The 26,153-nt window shown below is 45.8% G+C and carries 16 protein-coding genes; 3 read left to right on the forward strand and 13 right to left on the reverse strand.

Translation table 11 applies throughout. From position 1 onward, the window contains the following. Nucleotides 1–142 precede the first annotated feature (142 nt). The 5 genes from VIA_RS09420 to VIA_RS09440 all read right to left on the reverse strand — a co-directional run bounded on the left by VIA_RS09420 (nucleotide 143) and on the right by VIA_RS09440 (nucleotide 12,344). Nucleotides 143–3,103 carry a M66 family metalloprotease gene (locus VIA_RS09420; protein ID WP_004412714.1) on the reverse strand — a complete coding sequence of 987 codons (2,961 nt, stop codon included), beginning with the start codon at nucleotides 3,101–3,103 and terminating at the stop codon, nucleotides 143–145. Between the two features lie 125 nt (nucleotides 3,104–3,228). Then, nucleotides 3,229–3,702 carry a hypothetical protein gene (locus VIA_RS09425; RefSeq protein ID WP_004412715.1) on the reverse strand — a complete coding sequence of 158 codons (474 nt, stop codon included), beginning with the start codon at nucleotides 3,700–3,702 and terminating at the stop codon, nucleotides 3,229–3,231. A gap of 59 nt (nucleotides 3,703–3,761) precedes the next feature. Next, a complete protein-coding gene (locus VIA_RS09430; protein ID WP_004412716.1) occupies nucleotides 3,762–5,120 on the reverse strand; it encodes a DUF1552 domain-containing protein in 1,359 nt (452 codons plus the stop codon). After that, the gene (locus VIA_RS09435; RefSeq protein WP_004417038.1) at nucleotides 5,120–10,708 is read right to left on the reverse strand and encodes an Ig-like domain-containing protein; all 5,589 of its coding nucleotides are present in this window, start codon (nucleotides 10,706–10,708) and stop codon (nucleotides 5,120–5,122) included. Before VIA_RS09435 ends, VIA_RS09430 begins: the two co-directional genes overlap by 1 nt. A gap of 1,114 nt (nucleotides 10,709–11,822) precedes the next feature. Further along, nucleotides 11,823–12,344: a DUF2058 domain-containing protein gene (locus VIA_RS09440; RefSeq protein ID WP_004412719.1), complete on the reverse strand. Its 522-nt coding sequence runs from the start codon at nucleotides 12,342–12,344 to the stop codon at nucleotides 11,823–11,825. Nucleotides 12,345–12,630: 286 nt separating this feature from the next. Here VIA_RS09440 and speA point away from each other — a divergent pair, with 286 nt between their 5' ends. Both speA and speB read left to right on the forward strand, forming a co-directional pair. Further along, nucleotides 12,631–14,541 carry an arginine decarboxylase gene (gene speA, locus VIA_RS09445; protein ID WP_004412721.1) on the forward strand — a complete coding sequence of 637 codons (1,911 nt, stop codon included), beginning with the start codon at nucleotides 12,631–12,633 and terminating at the stop codon, nucleotides 14,539–14,541. Next, entirely contained in the window at nucleotides 14,542–15,468 is a 927-nt protein-coding gene (gene speB / locus VIA_RS09450; RefSeq protein WP_004417040.1) for an agmatinase, read from the forward strand. 69 nt (nucleotides 15,469–15,537) lie between these two features. Here the strand turns inward: speB and gabT are convergent, their stop codons facing one another. The 8 genes from gabT to VIA_RS09490 are packed head-to-tail and all read right to left on the reverse strand — an operon-like array spanning nucleotide 15,538 to nucleotide 24,449. Continuing rightward, nucleotides 15,538–16,809, reverse strand: coding sequence for a 4-aminobutyrate--2-oxoglutarate transaminase (gene gabT / locus VIA_RS09455; RefSeq protein ID WP_004412725.1), 1,272 nt, complete (start codon nucleotides 16,807–16,809; stop codon nucleotides 15,538–15,540). Nucleotides 16,810–16,824: 15 nt separating this feature from the next. Further along, on the reverse strand, nucleotides 16,825–18,252 hold the full coding sequence (locus tag VIA_RS09460; protein ID WP_004412726.1) for an NAD-dependent succinate-semialdehyde dehydrogenase: 1,428 nt from the start codon (nucleotides 18,250–18,252) through the stop codon (nucleotides 16,825–16,827). A 58-nt stretch (nucleotides 18,253–18,310) separates the two neighbouring features. Next, entirely contained in the window at nucleotides 18,311–19,393 is a 1,083-nt protein-coding gene (gene aguA, locus VIA_RS09465; RefSeq protein ID WP_004412728.1) for an agmatine deiminase, read from the reverse strand. Nucleotides 19,394–19,405: 12 nt separating this feature from the next. Continuing rightward, entirely contained in the window at nucleotides 19,406–20,272 is an 867-nt protein-coding gene (aguB, locus tag VIA_RS09470; protein ID WP_004412729.1) for an N-carbamoylputrescine amidase, read from the reverse strand. A 25-nt stretch (nucleotides 20,273–20,297) separates the two neighbouring features. Further along, the gene (locus tag VIA_RS09475; RefSeq protein WP_004412730.1) at nucleotides 20,298–21,575 is read right to left on the reverse strand and encodes an NAD(P)/FAD-dependent oxidoreductase; all 1,278 of its coding nucleotides are present in this window, start codon (nucleotides 21,573–21,575) and stop codon (nucleotides 20,298–20,300) included. Nucleotides 21,576–21,606: 31 nt separating this feature from the next. Beyond that, a complete protein-coding gene (locus VIA_RS09480; RefSeq protein WP_004412732.1) occupies nucleotides 21,607–23,091 on the reverse strand; it encodes an aldehyde dehydrogenase in 1,485 nt (494 codons plus the stop codon). A 37-nt stretch (nucleotides 23,092–23,128) separates the two neighbouring features. Beyond that, nucleotides 23,129–23,686 carry an HTH-type transcriptional regulator PuuR gene (gene puuR, locus VIA_RS09485; RefSeq protein ID WP_004412734.1) on the reverse strand — a complete coding sequence of 186 codons (558 nt, stop codon included), beginning with the start codon at nucleotides 23,684–23,686 and terminating at the stop codon, nucleotides 23,129–23,131. 16 nt (nucleotides 23,687–23,702) lie between these two features. Beyond that, nucleotides 23,703–24,449, reverse strand: a complete 747-nt coding sequence (locus VIA_RS09490) for a gamma-glutamyl-gamma-aminobutyrate hydrolase family protein (RefSeq protein ID WP_004412736.1) — start codon at nucleotides 24,447–24,449, stop codon at nucleotides 23,703–23,705. A gap of 345 nt (nucleotides 24,450–24,794) precedes the next feature. Between VIA_RS09490 and VIA_RS09500 the strand changes: the two genes are divergently transcribed. Next, on the forward strand, nucleotides 24,795–26,138 hold the full coding sequence (locus VIA_RS09500; RefSeq protein WP_004412738.1) for a glutamine synthetase family protein: 1,344 nt from the start codon (nucleotides 24,795–24,797) through the stop codon (nucleotides 26,136–26,138). Nucleotides 26,139–26,153: the final 15 nt, after the last annotated feature.

Below are 26,153 nucleotides of genomic sequence, written 5' to 3' on the forward strand. Positions count from 1 at the left end.
TTTTCTTCCATCCAACTCAAATGAACGACGCGCCGCCAACCATCCTATTCATACTGAGGCGACGCTCTCATTCGAGCGATGCGATTATGTCGGGAGAAACGCTCTTCTCCCGACAGCACAACTACCAAGATTTACTCAGTAACTAACAGGCAGGACCTTGTATAGCCCATACTCCACTCGCATCAGGGCGTTCACCTTTTGTCCACCACTTAGCTTGATACTTAACCCCTTGATAAGTGACGACATCACCGCCTGTGTAAGCTCGTTCACTGGACCAAGCTAGACTCACATCGCTAACCAATTCCCAAGCTGCGCTAGTATCTGGTTGATTGTTGCGAGTCCAGTGTTTTGCTTTCCAAACCAAGCCGTTGAAACTGACGGTATTACCGCCAACGTAGGTTTGACTAGAAGACCACTGAGGATGGTTGTTCGCATTGGGATCATTGACATCACAGCTGCCTGTCATCGCTTTAACATTTATACGCGTCGTCGCCTGAGATTGAGCGCCATGAGGGTCAGCAACCACGACTGATACTGAATATGTTTGATCGCTTTGCACCTCAGGTAACGTTACTCTTATCGCACCTTGACCAGTCACTTGATAAGCTAAGCCTGAAGTATTCCAACGGTACGAAAGAGCATCTCCGTCTTGATCAAATGCCGAAGCTCTCACATCAACTGACTGCCCAGAATTGCCATTCACTGATACTGGCAAGGTTACGTTCGGGGTACTGTTTTCATTAAGGTTTGGGGTAGCAGAGATAGTCACCGTATCGGTTGTACTCGCTTTTCCATCAGAGACCGTCAGCATAAAGGTATAGCTTTCTGACTTAGCAGAATCAGGCAGGACCACTTCTGCAGTTGCTTCACGGTCAAATCGTATGGTCACAGGATCGCCCGCTACTTGCTGCCACTGATAACTTAGACTATCACCATCAATATCTGTTGAAGCCAAACCAGATAAAGTCACCGTCGAGCCTGAGTTAACCAATTGATCACCACCAGCGTTGGCAACGGGTGCCGTATTGCTGTCTGGTTGGGTTGGGTTCAAAGAGTCAGACTGAACAATAGAAACTTCTAATGGTTGCATTGGCTTACTGATTTGCAGTGTGCTAAGGACATTATTATCACAAATGATTTCCGCTTTAGTCGGGTCATCAGATTGTCTGATATTAATGTGTAGCTTGTTCATCAGATTGGCATCGAAACGGAACCCTGTTAGCTGATAGTTATCAGTGTCATGGTTTTGCCCATTATAAACTTTGACATAACAGCCTTGTGTATTCAGTTCATCCAACTGAGTTGGTTCATAGACAAAGCCATACGCACCATGAAGAGCTGGGAATAAATAACTATCGAGTTGCTGTGTTGGGTCGTAATACCCGACAAGCGTTGTCACTGGTACACCAAAATCACTAGGAACACGTGCAGGTAGATTACTGGACCCGTCATCTGGATTAGATTCAACCCAAGAGTAGTTGTCATTCACGTAGTATTTAGTGTCACCTCGACTCAAGCTTATGCTTTCACCATTAACATGAACGGTCACGCCGTAGCCTGAATATCGTGACACGCTGATCTGTTTACCTAGCGCCACTTCTTGTGCATTTGGTAAGTAAATATCCCTAATCCAACGACCATCATATGTTTGAACGCTGATAACATCATATTTGCTGATATAGTCTGAAAGAACCCGCCCTTGAGTGTCACCTTTTATCGTGTCGAGTTCACTTTGGCTTGCAATGCTCTTATATTCAACCAGCTCTGGCTGCACAAACTCTTCCATTTGCCTAGTGGTACTATTCCACTTTTTAAAACCTGACTCGGACGTTTCATCAAAAATAGCTTTATTCTCTAAAAACGTCTGTATGTCACTCAGCACGTATGGTGTATGGAGAGTGTATTTAGAAATGGGAGAGGATGGTTCCCCGCCTGCCATCGCATCCCGATTGAACTTGTAACCTTCAAAAGCAGGGATACCGATACCGTCGCTACAACAAACTTGATCCTCTCCTGTCTGCTTGTTCCACATAAAGTTGGCAATGAAACGTTGTTGAGATAGATCCCAGCCCCAAGCGGAATTGATATCCGTTGATGGCCTATGAGTAGAGCCATCTGTCCCTCCTGGATAATGGCCAATACCGAAGTTATGGCCGATCTCGTGACTCCATTCATTGCCTAGCGTTTTGGTTAAGGTAACCATTCCCGCACCGCCACTGCCCCCATGTACTACAACGCCATTTTGGTAGCGACCGACTGGTGTCACTGCTGTTAATTGGGCAGAGGTAAATGGGTGGCCTTTTCCTTTCGCACCAGAAGCGTTAATGCCGTAGTTAGCATTGTTAATGCCATGAGCAATAAGAACCTTAGAAATATACTCGCGCATGTCACCTCGGTGCCAAGTCCCCATACTTGGATCGTATTCCGTAAGTAACGCGCCTGTTGGTAACATTACTTCGTCAAGTTTCAATGGTTCATAAGGGTTGACGATCAGTTTGCTGACCGGGATTTTCTGAAAGTAGTCCTCGTGATATTTCGTATCCTTCATAAAATCGAAACGGTCTCTTGGAGCCGTTAACATGCCAAGGTCCATAGTGTTGATCATCAACTGATTAGGTGCACCAATCTCAAGATCTATTAGCTGACCAGTTCGTTCACCACTTGAAATTTCCAACGTCAAGCCAGGCTGAACCCAAGAGGCAGGTAGTGTCACTGACCACATATCGGTGGCATAAACAATACTATTGTCATGACCATCATGTGCGGGGAGTTGTTCTGGCGTAGTAAGGTTTAATTCGCCCAGCATATTGTTGTTCGCATCACGACCGATTACTGACACGCTATTGCCCTCGATTGGCATATCAGCCACGGGTTGAACCATTAACAAAGTGTCGCGCAATGCGGTCAAATGAGGGCGCGGGTCCCCCATCTTATTGTTGTGAGGCATGGTGATATTTTGCGCATAGCTAATCATAGCCTCAAAATCACCCTGCAAATCGTTTTCAATCGTTGTGGTATTAAATGCCACATTCTGTGCAGATGCGGCCATGCTTAATATTACGCTGCCCGCTAGCAAACTTACTTTGGTTTTCCTTTGTTTCATTTATTGCTCCTAGTTATTGATATTGCACAACTTTCCACTGCGTAGGTAAGAGCTATTAGTATTGATTGGATTTTGGGTATCAATGAGCGACGTACAACTGTCGTTTCGATGCAAAGACTGTTGGCTTATTTAACGACGATGTTGATTGTTGAGTCTTGGTAGGGATTGCTCAGCCCTGAAAAAAAGATATTGTTGCGCCAAAGGACGCTCTCTCCTCGCTTTGCTTCTACTCGAACAAAGTACTTTGCATCTTCATCTAGCTGATTGGTGTTGTACTCCAAAACATAGCGAGCTAAGAAACCCGTCTCGTAACTCGCTTTTGTTGTGGTGGTCGCGACAATTTTGGCCTCTCCACTCGAATTAAACTCTTCCAAAGCCACATTCACGGGAACCTCAACAAACTCAAGGTCAGGGCTACCTGGTTTAAGCCAACCTTGAATTGAAACTAGATTATTTTTCGGTTTCAGCTCTGTCGCTTTTTGCTCCGTAACTGAGACTTGCGAAGTCACGGTAACTTGCTTTGCGGCATCCGAACTATCACATCCTGTCATCACTAATAGCGGCAAGAAAAATACACACCGCTGGAGAATGGTGATCATGAAATTACTCCTGAAATGAGGTGGGAGAAATCTCTCCCACCAAACGGCTTAAGTGAACATTAACTTACGTTAGTGAAAATACCTGTTACAGAGCTGCTATTTCCGCTATACGGCACGGACGTCCCCATCGCTTGAGCAACGGTTGCCCAAATACGTTGTTGGTCCACCTGACGCCCTGCTGCCCAATGGTTTCGATCACCCTGAGATGTAATATTCAAGTATCGTCCTTGACCATCACCATTTTTAAGCAATCCAGAAGCGCCACCAACTAACAACATTGGCTGGTTATACTGGTGTTCAGGGGCACCATCTGACATTTCAGAAGTAATAACGACTAAGGTATGGTCCAGCAGCGAATCAGACGGTACATCCGGATCGGCATGACGAGAAAGCTCATCTAAGAACAGTTTCGCCTGACGCGCGTACCATTTACGGCTCTCTTTCCACTCTTGCTCACTCTTATAGCGGTGCGCTAAGTCATGTGGGTTGGCCCGCACACTCGCCTCTTTAATCACCACTTGGTCAGCAGAACGCCCTACCTGAACGGTTGCTACTCGTGAAACCCCACAACTCAATGCAGTGGCGACCACTTGATGGTGACTTGACTGAACCTGATTACGAAAATCTGCTGACATCATTGGATGATCCGGTGGCATAATTGGGCTACATTCCGCAGTAATCGGCAATGTTGCATCCATATCCGCGACAACTTGTTCCATTGAATCTAGGTGGGTATCTAACTTTTGACGCTCACGACCAGACAACTTTGAACGCAATGTTTGGATATCATCATTAATCGGGTCAAACAAATGAGTGCCATTATTATTTTGTGCTGTGCGCGCTGTTGCCCCGCTGTAGTTAGTACCAAAAATATTCTCGAACAATAGGTTCGGGTTTCCCTGCGGCGTGCGTTTATTATTACCATCCCAAGAGACATACCAGTTCACGCTATCTGTCGCATGAGGACCAGCAAATATAGCTCGCTGAGAAGGATCCGTTCCCGGCATCGTTCGCCCTAACAAGACATCGATAGAAGACTGACTTTTGTTTTTATCTCGCAGCACTTCTGTCCAACCGTTATGACCGGCATTACCCTGTCCTAGGATGATGCCTTGTAGGTATAGAGAACGATTTTTGTAGGCTGCCAGCTCACTACTCACTTCATTTAGGGTGAAGTTAGTCGTATCGTCAGCTCCTTGTTGTGCCGTTTGAGGAAACCACAACCCTTGGTTAAATTGACCTCGAAAGCTATCTGTAGCAAAGCCATCTGGAACAACAAAGAACACCACCTTAGTTTTGGCCTTACCTGTTGTTCCTGCATGAGCGATTCTCGTCAACCCTGGTAGCGACATTGGAGCCAATACACCAGCACCTGCCGCTGCTTTTAAAAAACGTCTACGACTTTTAAGAAAAGACATTAGTCAGTCTCCTTTTTAAATTTAAACATTTGCGATGTTGCTAGGGTTTCCAGCATTTCTGTAATGGAGCCACTCTTCTCAAGTTGCTTCGTCATGTCTTGGATACCAGCTGTCGAATTCACATCCGCTTCTTGGCCCATGGCATAACGGAAGTAACTATCCGCTAAACACTGCAATACTGTCGCGTTGGTAGGGAAATGCGCTGAAATATCACGTACATCGTTAAATTGAAGCAGCACATGTGCGCCTGAGTTATCCACTAATGGACCTGAAGCATCGATAGGTAACGTCACGCTCGGCTCGTTATAAGCAGACTCGGTTTCGCGCCATTGGCCTGTTTGGCTGTAGTTCTCCATCGAAGCACCCGTGTCATTCATAAACTCATGACACTGCCAACACTGTCCAGCGGAGGCGTCTTGACCATTGATAGTGTCCCAGCGCTCACGCGTAGTGATTGGGGTATCTGGCAACTCAATCGAATCTGGATCTACATCAACAGGAACACCAATCGTGCGACACATCAGGTTCTGACGAATCATCAAACCACGCTTGACTAGTGAAGTCGCAGCGTAATCGGAGTTCACAACTTGTGTTAAGCCATGTTGAAGCAATCCACCACGCTGACCGCTTTCTACTTTTTGGAACTCCTCACCCGTCACTCCGCTGATCCCGTAGTGCTTAGCCAACGTTCCGTTTACAAAGGTAAAGCTTGGGTTGAATAGCTCAGCTACTGTGCCTTCACCTTCCGTTAAGAAGTAACGAATAAACTCAGCTTGTTCCTCAACCATCGCATTCACAACATCGTTGGTCAGACCCGGTTTTTCCGGTAGCTCTTGAACTTGGGTATGAATGTAGTAACCAATAAAGTCAGTAAAGCGCTCTATCCCTTTCGCGCTGGTCAACATGCTCGCGACTTCAGCAGCCACTTGCTCATTCGTTTCTAATTGGCCACTCTCAGCCTTCGCCAACAAAGACGCACTTGGGGTCGTACCTAGGAAACTGTACGAAAGCGCAGTTGCGACTTCGTATTGACTCAACTCGTAGACGTCCGCTTTTTCAGTTAAAGTCCCCAATTCCGAACGGTAGAGGAAGTTAGGTGATAGAACCATCGCAGCGACTAGGTCTCTTGCACCATACTGGTTAATAAAACCGTTGAAGCGAGACTGTTCATCACTTGTCAGTGGTCGACGGTAGATTTTCTTACCTAGGTCAGCAACAAACTGAGCCTTATTGACGCTCTCGCTGTAACCGATCTTCGCAAGATCCAAGCGTGCTGCAATATCGACAGCCATCGAGTGATACTGCTTCATGTCCTCCGCAAGAATGACACCTTGGTTAGACTGACCGGCAAATTTGAACTCACGTTCGTATTTGTCTTTCGGCAGTTTCTGCTTATCCACTGTTAGACCAAATAGATCTTGGATTGTGTTCGCATACTCGTAGCTTGTTAGGAGTCTAACTTGTCGATCACCATATGATTCCGTTTGTTCTAAGTAGTCGCTCCATACTTCATCAAATAGGTAATCAGCAATTTCTTTAGCACACGTCAAATCACAGTGACCCGCAACTGGCATCGACATGATTTTGTCAAGCAGTGCCTGATAACCCGCATTGTTCCATGCATTAGCTTTATTGGCGTTGTCGAAAAACTCCGTTGAGTGACAGGCATTACAATTCTGCGCCATTAAATCACCACCTGAGCTGTACTCAATAAACTCTACATCTAGGTTATGCTCTAAGCTGGATTCATTGATCTCTACGTTTAGTTTTGATGGCTGTGGGAAATAGTTCTTTAGGTAAGGGAAACGTACCTCATAACCACCGTAATCAAGCGTCTCTTCTAAAGATTCTCCCCATGCTAATTCGCGCTCATAGGTTTTATTCAGCGTCTTGTCTTCGAACGTCACAACCAAGCTTGACTCTGTCGCATTTACTGGACGAGCTGGCGCAGTAAACTTCACCACACCTTCCAAATCCTTAGGCTTCTCAATGTATTTGAGTGCGACTGTGGATGTAGGACGACTATTTGAAATGGTAATGGTATGGAAGCGTTGTTCTGGAATATATTCCCCCACATCATTCAAACGAACTTGATAAGTACCATTTTCCAGACCATCAATGTTCATCGAAGGCGCATTCCACGCAACATGGAACTTACTTTCATGACCATTAGGATGAATCAGAGCGCCACTGACCAACTCATCACTTAGACTGCTATCCGGTGCTTCAGTAGTGGTGAAGGTGATCTGTTTCTGATTCGCTCCTATTGCATCATAAGAGACGCGGTAAATTACGCTTGCTTTATCGTCTGATACCAGCATTGAGCCATCATCTAGTTCTAGGAACTCGACTGGACGACCAATACATGCATCCGTTAAACAGGCGTAAGATTCGACCGCTTGACGATCTTTCATCCAACCCGTCACCAATGGGCGTTCATGAATCACATCAGTACCATTTTGAATGGTCACCATGCGAAGCTCTAACCCTGGGTGTTCTGGTTTACTGTTACCGTGAGTTGCATAAACAAGGTGCTGGATATTGTCTGACTGCGAATAAGCATTCCAGAACTTAACCCCTAAAGGAGCACTGTTGGTGAACACATCAAACTCTGCGCCGGCATAGTCTGTTGGTTTAACCACGTCATAATCGATCTGAGGCAAAATTGCTTTTGGCGGGATGATTGGGTAGCCATCACTGCCTTCACCACCAAGTAGTAGGTCTTGCCAGTTCGCCATCTCATGATCTGTCAGGCCGCGCGTGTCTTTACCGAAGAAAATTGGCGCACCAAAGTTTTGATTACCTGGGTTTGAGATACGGTTAATCTCATCCGGGTTATCAAACTGTTGGCGGTTGTTATCACTAAACCAGATCTCGCCCGTTTTCGGGTGCCAGTCAAAGCCCACAGAGTTACGGATACCATTCGCTTGGATTTCATACTCACCCGTTTCCAAGTCAATCGCAAAGATTGTTCCGTAAAGCTCTTCTTCTGGTGTGGTACAAATGTTACATGGTAGGCCAGCAGCGGTATAAAGCTTCTTGTCCGTCGGATCGACAGTATTGAACTTCAATGGATGTTTTTGGTGCTGCATCCGAGTCCACCACTGCGTTGTTGGGATCGGCGTTTTAGTACCGTCAGCAGGATAAGTGAAAATCTTTTCAGCCACAGGGCGTGACTTAAAGGTCTCATTGATGTTCTCAATCTTGTATAAAGCACCTACTGTGCTGTAGTAGAGATTACCATCACGATACGCGACACCATGAGGCTCTTCACCTTCCGCCACGACATAAGTACCGATCGGCTGTTTCGTTTGAGGATCAAGCTGAACCGCGTAAATCGTTCCACCCAAAGGCTCGCTATCCAACATAATTGAAGAGGAGCCAACGAAGATCATGTTCTCTCCCATTGCCATTGAGCGAGGTTGATAGATCCCTTCTAGATAGGTTTCAACTTTCACCCCACCTAATGGGAAAAGCGCTTCAGTCGCAATTGGGGCACGATAGAGCGCATCGATATCAATTTGTCGCTCTTCGGTTTTAGAGAAGTTGACCACCCAAGGTGAAAAACGCGCAACGTAACCGCTAAAGCCATCAAGGTTTAATTGATACAAACAATCTTCACCTAACCCATCGATATTGACGGTTTCACCCCATGTCCCTTCAATTTGAGTGGTAGTACCGTCTGTTGGACAATAAAGAGAGCCAGTCAAAACTTGGTCTTGTAGCTCAGCGGGAGGATTTAAAAGGTCTTTGTGGTCAAAGCTTGGGAAAGTGATAGCCAAACGATTGCCTTCAAATGCTTGCTCAACATTTAATGCGACATTTTCTGAACGTGTTTGGGCTCCTTTATCATCGGTAGCAACGGCGAAAAGTTGGTAGTCTCCTTCACTTAGCCCTTGGTGATTAAGTGTAAATGGAGCCTGACTTGAAGTTCCCGCTAAAATAGCATCAATGTAATACTCTACCTTCGCGACTTGGCCATCTTCATCTGTCGCATTAGCACTGAGTTCAAAACCTGTATTCGCCACCACCTCTGGTACTTGCATCGAGACAGATGGTGTTTTGTTTGATTCAACAGCGCATGCGCCTTCTAATTGCCAGGCGTCTGTCCAATAGTCACTGCCATTCCACGCAACACCTGGTTCATAAGGCGCTTGACCACACCAACCAAACTGTTTACATAGATAGACCGACCCATTGTTCTGAACTTTGTCACCAAAGGCATAATTACCACCATTCTGGTACTGAGGCACATCACAGCTTCCACCTGAGCTCTCTCCACCAGACAAGGATTTCGCATTGATATTGATCTCTGATGTGCGTGTTGTATTGCCCGCAGCATCAATCGCTTCAGCTACGATAGCCGTTCTACCTTCTTGGGCGATAACAACAGCGGAATATGGCGCACTTTTCTTTGTCGCAAATAACTCACCATTGGCATAGAAACGCACCTCAGTTAAGTCACCGTCTACATCGGAGGCCTGGGCAGCCACCACGATTGATTCGCCAGATAGAGTGTTTACATGAGACTGTGGAGAAACAATGCTGATGACAGGGGGTGTCGATTCAACAGCTGGAGCCGTGACCTTAAATGCTTGAGGTGGAGATTCCGTTCGGTTCCCTGCGATATCATAAGCCGCAGTATGGAATGAATAGAGACCTTCATTTACAGGAGTAAATTGGAAATTGAATGGTGGTTGTGTTTTTGTCGCTAGCTTTTGTCCATCCACATAGAATTCAACACCAGCGAGGTCATTATCTACATCACTAGCATCAGCAATGACATTCAAAGAGTCGCCTAATTGCAGCTCAACTTGACCCGTTGGTTGGCTAATGCCAATTTCAGGAGCAGTGCCTTTGCTTGGTTCCACAGTAACCGTTCGAGTAACACTTTGCGTGATATTCCCTTTCGAGTCGTATGCTTTCACATAAACAGAGTGTGTACCAACTCCTAGATCGGAAAGATTAAACTCGTATGGTGACGCTTTATCATCCGAGATCTGGCGTTCATTGACGAAGAACTTAACGCCTTCCAAATCACCATCAACATCAGAAGCCTGTGCTGTTAAAGTTACAGACTGGCCTTCTACGATCGAGATATTTGAACTAGGGCGAGATAGCGTAACGCTAGGCGCATTGTTGGGCTCGACCACATTGTCATCACCCGTAAAACGAAACGAAGCCTCAATCAGCGTGCTGTCCAAGGTTCCGCTATAGCCAAATGTCATCGAGACTGACTCACCAGGCTTAAGCAAACGAGATGCACCGTTGTATGACGCAAATACCAACGTATTGGTGAACATGTCGCGATTCGCCTGTGAGGATTTCAGAGTCACACTAGCCCCGCTGACTCCCCATGGTGCGCTATGCATAGGCGATGGGGTATCAAAACGAAACTCGTTCTGATGTAATTCAATAGCACTACTTCCGTTGTTTTTGAGAGTAATCTGATAATTATTCCAATGGGATGAAGGTGACGCCGGTTGAACCAACTCCCCCACCATTCCGCCATTTAAATTCACACTAGCGACAACATCTGCCGCTAGAATTGACATAGGCAGTGTTAATAGAACACGGTTTTTCAACATTTTTCTCCTAGTTTACATTTAGTTTTTATTTTTTGGACAACAATAATCTCAGAGGCGACATTGCCTTATTTATTTAGTATTTCTAATTAGCAATGAGATTAAATTAAAAAACAGTTCAATATAAAAATTACATACAGATATAGATAACCCTGACCACTGGACTATGTTATGGACAAGATACTTTCAAACTTTTTATTTAGAATAAAATATTAAAAATAAACCTTACAATAAACATGGATAAGGTATGTTTAATATTTCATCGGAACACATGGTTGATTAATGGAGATAAGTTAGCCAGCAATGCGGTGCTTATTGGTGGCGTGTTGCTCCTCCATTGGTTCTGATAGACTCCCACTACCTCTCTGTAACACAAGGGGCAACAGTGTCTTTTTGCCGTAAAGTGAGCTTTGGGTGTTTGTTGGAATGCATGCTGATGCTTTCTACAAACAATGGTCACAGGTGTTCTGCTATTAATATATTCGACTTGATGGTAATCATACTTCTCTCCCCATAACCTAGTCGCTTTTAATATAAATCTTTTAGTATTACCTTTAGGAATTGGCATATTACCCTTTAAATATTACTGGAATGATTTATATCAAGGATATTACAAATACTTCCAACGATACACAGTAAAATTCCCACATTTCGTAGGAATTCAATCCCACCAAATGTAGGAATATTCCTGTAAATCAACTTCAATTATATAAGTCAAATAATTAATATTTCTTGATGATAAAACCATTGAAATATAGAGTAAATACTCTTTAAAATCATTAATTAGAATGGTTATCTTCGACCATAAGAATATTTGTGTTTTTATATTGCGGTAATTAGCGAGCCTCATGGTCAAACATACCCATTCCTAGCTCAAGGGTAAAATAGTTAAAGTGGTATTTATTATCGATGGGGCTGATGAAGGGTTAGCTTAAAGATAATGGTATGCTTAGTTGAGATTGCTAACCTCTAGCTATGATCATAATTGTTACTAGATTAAAGAAAGGGCTGAACGTTCCCACGTTCAGCCTTATGATTTTAAGCGAGTGTCTGTTGAGTATGAACGAAGTGCTACTTATGCTGCGCTCTTCTAATCACTGATTAGCGAGAATTTCACCTACCACATCAAATCATCGGGTACGACAAAGTCTGCGTATGGGTCATCTTCTGCTGGGATATCTTCCGCCGGGGCATTTTGTTCAATGATGGCACTCTCATCACGCATCGCAATCTTATTCGCTACGCTGCTTGGGATAACTACATAAGTTTCATCAGTACGCGCAATAGAAAGAATACCTTTTGCTAACTGGTCACGAATCAGCTGCTCAACATACAGTGATTTAACAAGCGTCCCATCAGTGAAGTTGTACTTAATGTCACCATCTTTCTGATCGATCTTATTCATTTCGATCAGCTGTTTGATTTGCGCTTTGATCTCTTTCGATAGACGCTGCTCTTTTTGCTCTTCGCTGAGCGCTTTATCACGCTCTTGCTGCTGGCGTTTACTCTCTTCAACCGCCGCTTTTACTTCACGTGCTTGCACACGAGATTTCTTCGAGCCTTTTTTAGCTTTCTTTAATTTTTTCTCGTTTACCAAGCCCGCTTTCAGCATTTGCTCTTGAAGTGTCAGTTTTGCCATCATAGTTCCAAACGTAATCAATTTGCCCTCATTTTAACGCTTCAAACCTAGCAAATAAAGGCTATAAATAAGATAAAGTCATCAACAAAATTGCATAGAAAATCATCCCAAATCAAGCCACCAAAACCTTGTCGTGACGACAAATCTATTTTGTTAGACTCTGCTGTCTTTTTATCCGTTAATGCGCTCGACGCGGAAGCTTAGAGAGCCAAATTCAGACCCGTGTCAGGTATGACTCAGCTCCACTGGGTCATGTATTTCTCTCCCTATCTTTGTGAGATTTGAAGTGGAAAACAATTCCAAACTTGATCGTGTTCGTGCTGATTACAATGTTCATTACTGGAGCCAAGGCTTTTACGGTATCGATAACCAAGGTGAAGTATATGTGTCACCTCGTAACGATAACGCGCACCAGGTTCCTCTGAGCAATATCGTCTCTAAGCTAGAACAAAAACAGCTTAATTTACCGGTACTGGTTCGCTTCCCACAAATCCTGCACCAACGCGTGCACGGTATTTGCCAAGCGTTCAACCAAGCGATTGAAGAATACCAATACCAAAACAACTACCTGCTGGTGTACCCAATTAAAGTAAACCAACAAAAAGAAGTAGTTGATGAAATTCTAGAAAGCCAAGCGCAGCTAGAAACAAAACAGCTAGGCCTAGAAGCCGGCAGCAAGCCTGAATTACTCGCAGTACTGGCACTAGCGCAAAAAGCGAGTTCTGTGATTGTATGTAACGGCTACAAAGACCGTGAATACGTACGTCTTGCGCTAATCGGTGAAAAGCTAGGTCATAAAGTATTTATCGTACTAGAGAAGCTTTCTGAGCTTGATCTGGTATTAAAAGAAGCGAAAAGCTTGGGCGTGAAACCTCGTCTAGGTATCCGTATTCGCCTTGCATCACAAGGTGCGGGTAAATGGCAATCAAGCGGCGGTGAAAAATCCAAGTTTGGTTTATCAGCGTCGCAGGTTCTCACTGTTATCGAGCGCCTCAAGCAAGAAGAGCAGCTAGACGCAATGCAGCTAGTGCACTTCCACCTTGGTTCACAGATGGCGAACATTCGTGACATCCGTAATGGGGTCAACGAGTCAGCGCGTTTCTACTGTGAGCTACGTGAAATGGGCGCGGACATTAAGTACTTCGATATCGGTGGTGGCCTTGCGGTCGACTATGACGGTACACGTAGCCAATCTTCAAACTCTATGAACTATGGTTTGATTGAGTACGCGCGCAATATTGTCAGCACTGTCGGCGATGTTTGCCAACAATACGAGCAACCTGTTCCTGTGATTATCTCAGAATCAGGTCGTTCATTGACGGCGCACCACGCTGTCTTGATCACTAACGTGATTGGTACTGAAGCCTACCACCCAGAAGCGGTGGTTGAGCCAAGTGCTGAAGACCCAACGCTACTACAAAACATGTGGCGCAACTGGGAGAATTTGCAAGACGGCAGTGATGCTCGTGCACTAATTGAGATTTACAACGATACACAAAGCGATTTGGCAGAAGTGCACTCACAGTTTGCAACCGGGGTATTAAACCTGCAGCAACGCGCGTGGGCTGAGCAGCTTTCTCTGCGAATTTACTTCGAACTAAGCCGCCAAATGAGCAACAAGAACCGTTTCCACCGTCCTATTTTGGATGAGTTGAACGAGCGACTAGCGGACAAGTTCTTTGTGAACTTCTCGCTATTCCAGTCACTACCAGATGCTTGGGGTATTGATCAGGTGTTCCCTGTACTACCGCTATCTGGCTTGGAAGAAGTCGAAGATCGTCGTGCTGTCATGCTCGATATTACTTGTGACTCAGACGGTGCAATTGAGCAGTATGTGGAAGGTCAAGGTATCGAAACAACGCTGCCAGTGCCTGCGTGGAATAAAGACAAACCATACCTAATGGGTTTCTTCCTCGTTGGCGCATACCAAGAGATCCTTGGTGATATGCATAACTTATTTGGTGATACGCACAGTGCAGTTGTCACTGTTGATGAAAATGGCGAAGCGATCATTGAACGCGTCGATGAAGGTGATAGCGTGGAAGATATGATGCGCTACGTACACATCGACGTCGATAAGATTCGCAGCAACTATCGTGAACTGGTCGCTGAGCGCGTCGCTTCTAGCGAACAGCAAACTGTACTACAAGAACTAGAAGGTGGCCTAACGGGTTACACCTACTTAGAGGATTTCTAAATGAATGATTTGTTTACAAAGACTGATTATTCGCTTTACTCGAATTCAATGAGTTTTATGCGCAGACCCTATCTGCGCAACCCTGTCTCAGCAGACGCTGACCTAGTGGTACTTGGTGTACCACTCGATATGGCCACATCCGGCAGACCAGGCGCACGAATGGGCCCAGACGCGATTCGCCGTGCGTCAGTAAACCTTGCATGGGAAGGCAAGAAATTCCCATGGGATTTCAATGTCTTTGACCGCGCAAAAGTCATTGATGCTGGTGACTTGGTATTTGATTGTGGTGACGCTGAAGACTTTACCTACCGACTAGAAGCTGCAACAAGCGAGATTCTAAAAAGTGGTAAAACCATGCTGGCTTTGGGTGGTGATCATTTCATTACTCTGCCAATTCTGCGCGCATACGCGAAGCACCATGGTGAAATGGCATTGATTCACTTCGATGCCCACACTGACACCTATGCTAACGGCAGTAACTACGATCACGGCACCATGTTCTATCATGCGCCAAATGAAGGTCTAATTTCTGCAAAGCACTCGGTACAGATCGGCATTCGTACTGAGTATGAGAAAGACGAACATGGTTTTAACGTGATTAATGCCATGGAAGCGAACGATCTTTCAGCGGAAAGCATCGTTGCACGTATCCGTGACATTATCGGTGACAAGCCAGTTTATGTGACGTTTGATATCGACTGTCTTGATCCAGCATTCGCGCCAGGAACAGGCACGCCAGTTTGCGGCGGATTGAACTCAGACAAAGTTCTGAAGATTCTGCGCGGACTTGCGGGTGTAAATATTGTTGGTATGGACGTTGTGGAAGTATCACCCCCATACGACCACAGCGACCTTACCGCCCTAGCAGGGGCAACTGTGGCACTTGAACTCATGTACGCATGGGCATCAAACCGCAGCAATGACTAACTAAATAGCCATTCAAAAGCAAAGCTGACCTAAATTTAGGTCAGCTTTTTTTGTTGTTAGAATAACAAGTTACGAGACTTCGAGAATGATCTTCTCTAACTTATCTAAGCCCTCATTGAGCACTTCTGGCTCAATCGTGAGCGGTGGTAAAAGTCGAATCACATTGGCTTTCACGCCACAAGAGAGCAGAATCAAACCATTCTCTTGAGCCTTGCTGATCACAGCTTTGGTCAACTCTTGTAATGGTGCCCCTGAATCTGGGTCCGTAAACTCAATGGCCATCATTGCGCCGATAGTGCGAATCTCACCAATCGCAGGCAGTGACTGTTGCAACTTGCTCATGCGCGCATTCACCACTTCTCCGATACCCACGGCTTTGGCACAAAGGTTTTCTTCTTCAATGATTTTCAACACTTCAAGACCCGCTACACACCCAAGTGGTGAACCCGCATAAGTCCCACCTAAGCCCCCTGGCAAGGCCGAATCCATCACTTCAGCTTTACCTACCACAGCAGAGATAGGAAAACCACCAGCAATCCCTTTCGCCATGGTCATCATGTCAGGTTCGATATCTAGATATTCAGTCGCAAACATTTTACCCGTGCGTGCAAAACCAGTTTGAATTTCATCAGCAATCAACATAATTCCGTGCTTATCACACACTTCTCTTAGCCCTTGAGCAAACGCTTTTGGGGCTTGATAGAATCCCCCTTCACCTTGCACTGGCTCAAAAATGATTGCCGCGACACGCGACGCTTCAATATCACACGCAAACAAGTCATCTAACGCCTGTAAGCTTTGTTCAACGCTAACCCCATGAAAAGCATTTGGGTATGGCGCGTGAAAAATCTCATTTGGGAACGGCCCGAATCCTGCCTTATACGGTGCCACTTTCCCTGTCAGCCCCATGGTCATATTAGTACGTCCGTGGAAACCACCTTTAAACGCGATTACACCACTACGCCCGGTATGTGCACGTGCAACCTTCACCGCGTTCTCTACCGCTTCAGCACCTGTGGTCAAGAAGATTGCTTTTTTCTCCGAGCGTCCTGGCGCCAACTGTGTCAGCTTCTCAGCCAACTCAACGAATGAAGCATAAGGTGTCACCATGGCACAAGTATGCGAAAAATTATCCAACTGCGCTTTGACCGCTTCACTGATACGCTTGTTCGAGTGACCTGTGTTCGTTACCGCAATGCCCGCGGCAAAATCGATGTACTTGTTGCCTTCAATATCCCATACGTGAGCGTTATCTGCTTTTTCAACGTAGAGCGGATATAACGCGCCCATTCCCTGCGCAATAACCTGACTTCTTCTTTGGTGTAGTTGTTGGTTTGTCATTGTTTCATCCTTAAATTAGTTGCCGCCAAAGCAGAGATATTTCACGTCCAAGTATTCATCAATACCTTGTTTTGCCCCTTCACGTCCGATACCCGACTGTTTAACCCCACCGAAAGGAGCCACTTCAGTTGAGATCATGCCTTCGTTGATGCCAACCATGCCGTACTCTAACGCTTCTGCTATCTTCCAAACACGGTGGATATTCTGACTATAGAAGTAAGAGGCCAAGCCATAGATGGTGTCATTTGCCATCTCAATCAGCTGCTCATCATCATTGAAAGCAATCACCGGCGCGACTGGACCAAAAATCTCTTGAGAGACAATGTCCATATCGTGAGTCACCCCTTTGAGCACTACTGGCTGCATGAATAAGCCGTCTAACCTTTGCAATTCAGATACGGGTTGTGCCCCTTGCTCAATTGCGCGGTCAATTAGCGATTGAATATTCTGTTTCGCAGCAGCGCTGATCACTGGGCCAATGTTTACACCTTCTTCAAGACCGTTTCCGACCTTTAACTGTTGAACCGCGGCATCAAACTTAGTCACGAACTCGTCATACACTTTGCTGTGAACATAAAAGCGATTGGCACACACACAGGTTTGGCCAGCATTACGAAATTTGGACGCCATAGCGCCAACCACTGCGGCATCAATATCTGCATCTTCAAACACAATAAATGGTGCGTTACCACCCAGTTCCATTGAGGTACGTTTAATGTCATGGGCACTTTGCTGCATGAGCACACTGCCCACTTGAGTCGAGCCAGTAAAAGAGAGTTTTCGAATCAGAGGATGTGAGGTAAAGATCCCGCCCACCAGCGGAGCACTCTCCCCCAGTACTACTTGAAGCACTTGGCGAGGAATCCCTGCTTGATAGGCCAATTCCGCTACAGCAAACGCAGATAACGGCGTAAGCTCTGCAGGTTTAACAATAAAACTGCACCCTGCTGCAAGAGCTGGCGCCGCCTTGCGAGTAATCATTGCTATAGGAAAATTCCAAGGCGTAATCGCACACGCGACTCCAACGGGTTGTTTGATCGTTACTAAACGTTTGTCACCACTCGGCGCTGGAATAGTCTCACCGTAGGTACGCTTAGCTTCTTCCGCAAACCACTCGATAAAGCTGGCACCATATAGCACCTCACCTTGCGCTTCAGCCAATGGTTTACCTTGCTCTAGCGTCATTAATCGGCCAAGGTCTTCTTTGTTTTCGATCAGCAATTGATACCAGCGATTTAGCATGCTAGCACGACTTTTCGCAGGTAGTGCCGCCCACGCTTTTTGTGCGACATTCGCTTGTTCTATTCCATCAAGGATTGCTTGCTCAGAGGAAATAGGCGCATAGCCTAACACTTCTCCTGTTGCAGGGTTGGTCACTTGAATAGCTTGCTCTTTGTTCGACACCATAAACGAAACAAGGCTTTGATTTTTAATATGTTGCATGGTGATTCCTTTTTGACAGCAATGGCATCACCCACTTAAGGATGATGATTAATTTGGTTTATGCAGGGATTTGCTGGGTAATACAGTGAATATTCCCGCCCCCTAAAAGCACTTCTCGCGATGGGATGCCGATAATTTGGTACTCTGGCATTGCCTCATTGAGTATTGCCATCGCTTCGGCATCCGTTTTCTCGTCCAACAAGGGCAAGAAAACATGCTCATTCACGATAAGAAAGTTAGCGTATGATGCGCTTAAACGTTCTCCAGCATGGCGGTTCATCCCCTTACTGATATCGATCCCGCTTGCCTCACCTTCACTGTAGTGCAGCGGTCCAGGCAGAGGTAATCGAATCACTTCTATTGATCGCCCTTTCGCATCCTTGTGCGCCTTAAGCACCTTCTCAGCTTCTCTCGATAAGGCGTACTGCGGATCGCTTGGGTCATCCGTCCAGCTCAACACAACTTTTCCGGGCGCGATGACATGCATCAGGTTGTCGACATGGCCATCGGTTTCATCATTAAACAAACCTTTCGGCAGCCAGATCACTTTCTCGATACTCAGGTATTCGCGCAGATTTTTTTCTATCTCCGCTTTGGACAGCTGAGGATTGCGACCTGGACTAAGTAAACACTCTTCTGTGGTATACAGTGTCCCTTCACCATCGGTATGAATTGCGCCCCCTTCAAGCACAAATGGCGCGCGGTAATGGTCAATACCAATAATGTCGCACACTGAACTCGCCACTAAGTCATCTTGCTGCCAATTTTCATAGAGACCGTTATAGGCACCGCCCCAGGCATTAAACGTCCAACTAATACCTCGACGCTCACCCGCTTTATTTACCACCACGGTCGGACCGATATCACGCATCCAAGCGTCGTTATATGGGATTTCCACTAAACGAATCTCGCAATGAAGCACTTGGCGAGCGTGGTCAAACTGCTTGCTGCTAACGGCCACACACACCTTGGTCACGTCTGCAATCGCATTGGCAATTCGAGCAAAAGTTTGCTGAGCAGGAAGCGCGCTGTCACGCCAATTATCTCGGCGTTCAGGCCAAGCCAACCAAACTTGACTCACGGGCTGGAATTCAGCCGGAAAGTAGAAACCATCCTGGGCAGGTGTAGTAGATAACTGCATACTTTCCCCCTTTTAAACCGCCAACTTTCCAACACTGCCATATAGGTCAGGACGACGATCTCGGAACAAGCCCCATGAGTGACGTGCTTTCGCCGTCTCAGCTAGGTCAATTTTTGCGTAGATAATCGCTTCACCTTCACGTGGTGCTTCAGCAAGTTTGCCGCCAGTATGATCGGTAATAAATGATGAGCCGTAGAAGGTCGTTTCAATTCCATCATCCACTTCTGTACCGACACGGTTTGACGCAATGACTGGCACTAAATTCGCGGCTGAATGACCCTGCATAGTACGCTGCCAATGGTCACGAGAATCCAACGTTGGATCTTGTGGTTCGCTACCAATCGCCGTTGGGTAAAAAATCGCTTCAGCACCATGAAGCGCCAAGCTTCGAGCCAATTCAGGGAACCACTGATCCCAACAAATACCTGCGCCGAACTTGCCAAACTGGGTCTGCCACACTTTGAAGCCTGTATCACCAGGGCTAAAGTAGTACTTTTCACTGTAGCCAGGGCCATCCGGAATATGTGATTTGCGATAGTTGTCCAACACAGTACCGTCAGCATCAATCATCACCAACGAGTTAAAGAAGGTATTGCCTGCTTTCTCAAAGTAGCTCACTGGGATAACCACACCAAGCTCTTTCGCTAACGCACTCATCTCTTTGATCAAACGGCAATTTTCTGTCTCTTCTGCCAGTTCAAAATACTTCGCTTCCTGCTTTTTACAGAAGTAAGGTGCAGCGAATAGCTCTTGAGGAAGTATGACGTTTGCACCATTTTCAGCCGCTTCGCGAATCGCTTGTTTCGCTTTGTTAAGGTTGTCTTCCAAGTCCCAGCTCTTAGTTAATTGGAGAGCGGCAAATGTGACTACTTTACTCATTGGGATGTTCCTTATCTTTAATGGGCTAGATTGCCAGTTTGTCTCTTAAGTTATAGTAAGCCGCGCCGATTGCCGTAAACGGGATCTGGAAGTGGCGACCACCTGGAAATGAATAATGTTTGAGTGTCGCAAAGGCATCAAAACGCTCTGCGTGACCCGTCAATGCTTCAGCTAGCAATTTACCTGCGAGGTGGGTACAAGTGACGCCATGACCGCTGTAGCCTTGTAGGTAATAGATGTTATCAGCGAACGCTCCAAACTGCGGCATACGCGAATAAGTCAGTAAGAAGTTGCCCGTCCATGTGTAATCAATATTGATGCCTTTCAACTGCGGGAATACAGTTTCCAACTTAGGACGAATCAAAGCTTCAACATTTTGTGGGTCACGAGCCCCATAGACGACTCCACCACCAAACAATAAACGCTTATCAGCACTTAATCGGAAGTAATCAAGTAGGTAGTTACAATCCTCAACGCAGTAGTCACTTGGAAGAATGTGCTGGAGTTGTTCATCGGTCAGGGGCTCGGTTGCGACGACTTGAGTACCACATGGAATCGCTTTATTACTGATGTTAGAGGCCAGCCCTCCTAGGTAAGCATTGCCAGCCAGCACCATATATTTGCACTTCACGCTGCCTTTCTCTGTCTTCGCAACTGGGTTGATCCCTTTTTGAATATCCGTCACGGCTGACTGCTCAAAAATTTGTCCCCCTAAGGACATAAAGGCAGCCGCTTCACCCAGTGCAAGTTTAAGCGGATGGATATGACCACCACGCATATCAAGAAGGCCGCCTGTGTACACTTTTGTCCCAACCGCTTGCTCTACTTCATTAGCATCGAGTATTGTCAGTTGATCGTTGCCGTAGCGTTCCCAGTTTTTCTTGTGTTCTTCTAGGCCTTTAAGCTGCTTGTTATTCAGAGCGGTGAATAGACCGCCTTGTTTAAAGTCGCAATGGATGTCGTATTTGTCGATCAAGCCACGAATGATGTCACCACCTTCAAAGATCATGTCACAGAGAGCTTTCGCTTGGTTTTGGCTATAACGACTCTCAATCACATCAACATCTCGGCTGTAGCTATTAACGATTTGACCGCCATTACGACCCGTCGCTCCAAAACCGACTTTGGCACTTTCTAATACCACGACCTTAAACCCTTTCTCTGCTAGGTGCAGCGCGGAAGACAACCCAGAGAAACCCGCACCAACTACGCACACATCACATTCAATATTGTCTTGAAGCTGCGGGTAATCAGGCATGTTAGGGACTGAGTGTGCGTAGAACGAATCCGTATGTTTGTTCATAGTATTATTCCTTTAATAATCGTCAGCAGGCTTAAGGATGAAGGCGAATCCAAGTTGTTTTGGTTTCTGTGAATTTTTCTATTGCGTGTAATGACTTATCACGGCCATTACCACTCATCTTGAATCCGCCAAATGGGACGGTCATATCCCCTTCGTTATAGTTATTGACCCATACTGAGCCAGCCTGAAGCTGTTTCGCCACGCGGTGAACTCGGTTGATGTTGCTACTCCAAAGAGCGGCACCTAATCCATATTTAGAGTCATTTGCAATATCAATGGCTTGTTGCTCATCTTTGAAAGGAATAACACACAGGACAGGGCCAAAAATCTCTTCTTGAGCAACGCGCATCTTGTTATCGACATTGTCCAAAATAGTTGGCTCAACGAACGCCCCCACGCCAGATACATCGCCGCCACACCGCAGCACTGCCCCTTCTTCTAGGCCTAGAGCGATATAACTAAGCACTTTGGATTTATGCTCTTGATCGATCAATGCGCCCATTGAAGAACTTGGATCTAGCGGATTTTTGGGCATGTAATTTTGCGCAGCAGAAATCACTTTATCGATGAATCGATCTTTAATGCTTTCATGTACCAGCAAACGGGTCGCGGCTACGCAGACTTCACCTTGGTTGTAAAAGCAGCCCGCCGCAGTTTCAGCCGCCGCACGATCTAAATCGTCACAATCTTCAAAGACGATATTGGCATTTTTGCCGCCCGCTTCTGCGAAGACGCGTTTGAGGTTGGTTTCTCCAGAACGAATCATCAACTGGCCTGCAATGCGCGTTGAACCCGTAAAGGCAATACAGTCGACATCTTGGTGCTTTGCCAGTGCGTCACCCGCTTCGTGGCCAAAGCCAGTAATCACTTGATAGACGCCATTAGGTAAGCCCGCTTGCGCTGCCAATTGACCTAAATAGATCGCCGTCAGTGATGACTTTTCGGAAGGTTTTAAGATGACACTATTCCCTGCGGCTAGCGCCGGGCCAAGCTTCCAACATGCCAGCCAAAGTGGGAAGTTCCATGGCACCACGGCAGCAACCACCCCAATCGCTTGATGGGAGACAAAGGCATGAACATCTTTCTCTGTCGGTGCAACTTCACCATAGACTTTATCAATCGCCTCCGCATACCAGCGCAATGCGTTTGCTGCACCGGGAATATCGGTGGAAATGCTATGAGAAATCGGTTTGCCAGTATCTAGGGTTTCTAGAAGTGCTAACGGTTCTTTATGTTGTTCGATGAGGTCAGCAAGCTTGTAAAGTGTCGCTTTGCGCTTAGCCGGAGAGGCCTCGCTCCACTGACCCGACTGGAATACTTGTCGAGCGCATTTAACCGCAAGATCCACATCTTCATTTTGACAACGGGCGATTTCAGTCAGAATGCCGTCTGTTGCAGGGTTGACTACTGCTAACGTTTGACCGCTTTTGGCAGAGCAGTACTCGCCATTGATATATGCCCTATTCTCGATGTTCAGATTGTTCTGAAGTTCAATCCATTGCTCTTGGGTTTTCATACGCTCTCCTTGTTTATCACAACAAGGCAAGACTCCACTAGAACGTAGTAGGCGTATGCGCGCTTATCATTCGACAAGCCTTGTCTGTGTGATTTGTAAACTTATGCGGTTGCGTCGTATCGATAATGTACGACTCACCTTGTTTAATAACGTGAGACTGGCCGTTATATTCGAGGGTAATTTCGCCCTCTAAGATAGTGCCGATCTCTTCGCCTTCATGCTTAATTTCTGCAGCGCCCGTTGTACTGTGTGGTGCATACTCTTCGATCAAAAATCCGATCACCTGATCTTTGTTGCCGTTTGTCACCAATTGCATCGACACCGACTCACTGCCTATTTCAACCAGTTCTTCAGGCGTCACGATCACTTTCACTTCTTCACTTTGTGGCTGTTCAAAGGTGAAAAACTCTGAAAGCGACAAAGAAAAAACGTTCACTATTTTTTGTAAAGAACTCACAGATGGACTCACCTTGCCATTCTCAATCGATGAGATGGCACTGTGGGTGATCCCTGCGCGCTCGGCTAATTCTCGTTGCGACAATCCGTGTTCTTTTCGTAACAGAACAATGTTTTTACCAATCTCTTGATTGTCCATTCATGCGACTCCTAACTTAAAGAGAGGCTGCCATCATAAACTCTTTGAATAAGATTTGTGAAAAATGATTTGTTTTTGCTTTCCATTCGGGATGCCATTGCACGCCGACAAAAAATGTCATTCCTGGCAAGCTAAATGCTTCGACTAACCCGTCGGGAGCCTTCGCTTCCACTTGCAACGGTTTTGCCAAATGTTCCACGCCCTGATTGTGCAGCGTATTCACTTCGAAAAAGGTGGTGTTTTCCCAATGGTTCTTCACCAACCATTGTTCAAAAACACCTTGCTTTTGCACTAACACAGCATGTGCGGGAGCATATTTCTCTTCAAAATCTTCAACAGGGCGTTCGCGATGGTCACTGAACCCTGACTCATGCACCGCGGGGTTCAAAGTCCCACCAAGTGCAACATTCATCTCTTGGAAACCGCGACAAATACCCAAACACGGCACATTTTTATCTACAGCATGACGGATAAGGTTGATGGATAACTCATCACGCGCTTCATCTTGTTTGGCTTCATGGTTGGTCGAGTTATATCGATATGGCGCAACATTCGAATGGCTACCAGGAAATAGAAGGCCATCACATAACTCTAAAACTGCCGCCAAGTCATCGCTCGATATATCAGGTGTCAGCACCAGTGGTAGGCCACCAAAATCTTTCACCGCCTTGAGGTAGAACTCGTTAACAGCTTGGATCTGATAGCCAGCTAACTCTTTTGTGCAGCTCACAACCCCAATGATTGGTTTGCTTGATTTAGACATGATGCTTCCGCGTTCGATTTATTTAACATTTACACTACAAATCATGTACAAAATTATCAACACAGATGTTCGATATTATGACCATTTCGTGACTAAGCCCACCTTTTTGGTCAAAAAAACAGCTAAATGCGCTCATTATATTGAGCAAAACACCACCAACTGTTACAAAATAGTTAACACAAAAAGAACGCATCAAATTGAGAAATTGCACTCAATTGAACTTAAATTACTGAGTAACAACAAAATAATTGAAAACACCAACACTTCAGCCCAACAAGTGTAATCAAGTTGTTAATTCAATTATTTTATGCCCGATGTTCGTCTGGCTGTTTGGAGAGCTAAAGAATGGAATCGTACCTGCAGGAAGTTAAAAATTTTAAACAACAATGGCCCAACATCGAATTTATCGATCTTATTTTCACCGATATTAATGCCACGCCTCGCGGAAAGAGAGTCCCCGCTAATGCCCTAGAGAAGCTATCTAAAGGTGTCGCTCTTCCCATTTCAACCATTAGCCTTGATACAAAAGGTAACGTTGTAGAAAGCGCGGGGCTTGGTGAAGATCTTGGTGAGCCAGACAATATGTGTTTTCCAATCGCGGGGACTTTGATGCCCACCGCAAAAGAACAAGTGGGACAAGTATTGCTGAGTATGATGGATGAAAGTGGCACTCAGCCAAGCCCACTCTTTATACGCAATATTGTTTCAAACATGCTAGAAACACTTCATGCTAAAGATCAGTATCCATGTGTTGCGCTAGAGCTTGAGTTCTATTTGATCGATAAAAAGCGCGATGCACAAGGCCAATTGCAAACCGCGATAAACCCAACCAAAAATACCCGAGAAAAAGATACAGAAGTGTATGACTTAGACGGGTTAGATGATTATGCCGACTTCCTTTCTGATCTAAATAGAGTGGCACAAGAGCAGGGCCTCGACACCTCTGGAGCCTTATCAGAGTCCGCTCCGGGCCAATTTGAAATCAACTTTAACCACTCCAAAGACGTACTTAGAATGTGCGATGAGATCATCATTGCTAAGCGTCTAATCAGACAAATCGCCCACCAGCACGGATTCGACGCAACGTTCATGGCCAAGCCATTTGAAGAACAGGCCGGGAATGGGATGCATATTCACCTGAGCCTAGTCAACAGCGAAGGTCACAATCACTTCAGTCAAGCCAATGGCGATACCAGCCCTCTTTTTCATCAAGTGATGGCCGCAATGCTCGCTCAAACATCAGACTCCATGGCTTTGATTTGTCCTAATGTGAACTCTTATCGCCGTTTTGTTCCAGGTGCTTACGTGCCAACAAAAGCGGACTGGGGCGAAAACCATCGCGGGGTCGCGTTACGAGTTCCGATTAGTGACAGTAACAATCGCCGTATTGAACATCGAATCGCAGGGGCTGACGTTAACCCCTATATTCTCGCTGCCGTAGTACTTTCCGCAGTATTAGCGAGTGATAACTATACCAAAGAACAATGTCCACCTTCCTTAAGTGATGATGCAATTGACTTACCACTGCGTATGCCAGAAGCACTAGATCAACTCGAACGTAGTGAGCTAGCCCAGAACATCTCTAGGGAATTTATCGATTTGTATCTTGCTTGCAAGCGGAGTGAACTCGCCGAATTTGAACGCGCTATCACCCCACTAGAAATCGACTGGATGTTGCACTCGGCATAAACAAAGGAAATACAC

Origin of the sequence: Vibrio orientalis CIP 102891 = ATCC 33934 (assembly GCF_000176235.1) — a bacterium.
GTDB classification, from domain to species: Bacteria; Pseudomonadota; Gammaproteobacteria; order Enterobacterales; family Vibrionaceae; genus Vibrio; species Vibrio orientalis.

Excerpts from the sequence above, each read along its gene's own strand:
- VIA_RS09420 (WP_004412714.1), bottom strand. The coding sequence starts at position 3,103 with ATGAAACAAAGGAAAACCAAAGTAAGTTTGCTAGCGGGCAGCGTAATA.
- VIA_RS09425 (WP_004412715.1), bottom strand. The coding sequence starts at position 3,702 with ATGATCACCATTCTCCAGCGGTGTGTATTTTTCTTGCCGCTATTAGTG.
- VIA_RS09430 (WP_004412716.1), bottom strand. The coding sequence starts at position 5,120 with ATGTCTTTTCTTAAAAGTCGTAGACGTTTTTTAAAAGCAGCGGCAGGT.
- VIA_RS09435 (WP_004417038.1), bottom strand. The coding sequence starts at position 10,708 with ATGTTGAAAAACCGTGTTCTATTAACACTGCCTATGTCAATTCTAGCG.
- VIA_RS09440 (WP_004412719.1), bottom strand. The coding sequence starts at position 12,344 with ATGGCAAAACTGACACTTCAAGAGCAAATGCTGAAAGCGGGCTTGGTA.
- speB (WP_004417040.1), top strand. The coding sequence starts at position 14,542 with ATGAATGATTTGTTTACAAAGACTGATTATTCGCTTTACTCGAATTCA.
- gabT (WP_004412725.1), bottom strand. The coding sequence starts at position 16,809 with ATGACAAACCAACAACTACACCAAAGAAGAAGTCAGGTTATTGCGCAG.
- VIA_RS09460 (WP_004412726.1), bottom strand. The coding sequence starts at position 18,252 with ATGCAACATATTAAAAATCAAAGCCTTGTTTCGTTTATGGTGTCGAAC.
- aguA (WP_004412728.1), bottom strand. The coding sequence starts at position 19,393 with ATGCAGTTATCTACTACACCTGCCCAGGATGGTTTCTACTTTCCGGCT.
- aguB (WP_004412729.1), bottom strand. The coding sequence starts at position 20,272 with ATGAGTAAAGTAGTCACATTTGCCGCTCTCCAATTAACTAAGAGCTGG.
- VIA_RS09475 (WP_004412730.1), bottom strand. The coding sequence starts at position 21,575 with ATGAACAAACATACGGATTCGTTCTACGCACACTCAGTCCCTAACATG.
- VIA_RS09480 (WP_004412732.1), bottom strand. The coding sequence starts at position 23,091 with ATGAAAACCCAAGAGCAATGGATTGAACTTCAGAACAATCTGAACATC.
- puuR (WP_004412734.1), bottom strand. The coding sequence starts at position 23,686 with ATGGACAATCAAGAGATTGGTAAAAACATTGTTCTGTTACGAAAAGAA.
- VIA_RS09490 (WP_004412736.1), bottom strand. The coding sequence starts at position 24,449 with ATGTCTAAATCAAGCAAACCAATCATTGGGGTTGTGAGCTGCACAAAA.
- VIA_RS09500 (WP_004412738.1), top strand. The coding sequence starts at position 24,795 with ATGGAATCGTACCTGCAGGAAGTTAAAAATTTTAAACAACAATGGCCC.